The organism is Cloacibacillus sp., assembly GCA_036655895.1.
GTDB lineage: Bacteria > Synergistota > Synergistia > Synergistales > Synergistaceae > JAVVPF01.
Window position 1 is genome coordinate 1 of sequence record JAVVPF010000037.1, and the last position, 1,749, is coordinate 1,749.

Genomic DNA, 1,749 nt, shown 5'->3' on the forward strand with positions numbered 1-1,749 from the left:
GGTGATGGCGGGCGTCGAGGCGCCGCGTGAGGCGCGCCCAAACAGTCACGTCGCCTTCCGCGCGGCGGCCGTCAAAACGGACGGCAAGCCGGCGGATGTGAAAGAGATGAAATATTCGCTCTTCCGCCGCGTGAGACAGTCCGTCCTCTTTGAAAGCGAGGGCCGCATGTCGCGGCGCACGCAGGAGCAGCTTATCCCGCGCGCGCAGGGCGTTATAAAGCTCACGGCGGGCGCAGGCTCCGCCTCCGCATCGCTGAAAGAGGCGGGAGAGTATCTGCTCCGCGTTGAGACGCCCGACGGCAAATCACGCGCCTCAGCCTCCATCTTCGCCTACGGAAAAGGCGGCGCGGAGGGCCAGTATGCCCCCGAGATGACGGAAATAACGACGGACAAGAAAATTTACAAAGTCGGAGAGACGGCGAAGGTAAAGATAAAAGCGCCGTTTGAGGGTGCAGCGCTGCTTGACGCGGAGACGACCTCCTCCGTATGGAGCGAAAGCCGCGCGATAAAGGGCAAAGAGGCGGAGTTCTCCGTCAAGGTGACGGAGGCGATGAGGCCAAACGCGTGGCTCACCGCGCAGGTGGTGCGCCCGGCTCAGAAGGACGGCGCTCCCGCGCGCGCCTTCGGCGTGACGCCGCTTTTAGTGGACAATTCGCAGAACCGCCTTTTGGTGACTTTCGATAAAAAACCAAAGATAGAGCCGGGCAAAAACGAAATTTCGCTTACGGTGAAGGATGCCGCAGGCAAGGGCGTGACGGCTGACGTCACGGTGATGCTTGTGGACGAGACGGTGCTCGGCCTCACAGGATATAAGAGGCCCGACCCGTGGAACTGGTTCACAGGCCGCCGCCAGCTCGGCATGGAGACTTACGACCTTTACGGAGCGCTGATAACCCCAGAATCCGGCGCCACCCCGCTTCTTACGGCTGGAGGCGGCGGCATGGCGGACAACATGATGATGAAGTCGAGCCTCAGTCCCGTGCAGGCCCAGCGTTTCAAGATGCTCTCAATAACAAAGAGGACTCGGACTGACGCATACGGCAAATGCGCCGTAACGATGGACGTACCGGAATTTTCCGGCAAAGCGCGCCTCACGGCGGTAGCCGCCACCGCACAGGCGGAGGGCGCGGGCGACGCCGCCGTGCAGATAAACCGTGACATAGTGACAGAGCCTTCGCTTCCGCGCTTTGCCGCTCCCGGCGACAAATTTGAGGCCCCCTGCCGCCTATTCAACATGACCGACAAACCCCTAACCGTGAAGCTGACAGTAGAAAGCGCCCCGGGTGAGGCGCGCCTTGCCGCGCAAAAGGGCGGCGCGCGCACAGTTACGATAAAAGGCAAAGAGGCGGCCGTCATTCCCCTTTCATTTGAGGCGCATGGTATCGGCACGGCGAAGATAAGCTACACCGTCTCATGGGGCGCGCAGAAGAACGCATCGGCAAAAACAGTAATAGAGCTGCCCATTCGTCCGGCGGCACCACGCGTCTTTGAAAGCGGCTCCACTGTGCTGAAGCCGGGTGCAAAGTGGAGGTTTGCCGCGCCGGAGCCTGGAAAGCGCGGCCCGGAAAACTTTGCGGAGAGCGTCGTCATGCTATCTGCGATGCCGCAGGTCTCGCTTGCAAAACTCGCGGACTTCCTCGTCACATATCCGTACGGCTGCTTTGAACAGACCGTGTCGTCGGCCTGGCCGCTGCTGGTTCAGCCTGAACTGGTAAAATACATCGACCCTGCGCTTGCGGACAAGGCGGC

Annotated in this window: 1 protein-coding gene; it reads left to right on the plus strand. The window is 61.2% G+C overall.

The window, feature by feature from the left end; translation table 11 throughout:
- Nucleotides 1-1,749: alpha-2-macroglobulin family protein (locus RRY12_10845; GenBank protein ID MEG2185166.1), on the plus strand; the 1,749-nt coding region annotated here is incomplete at both ends.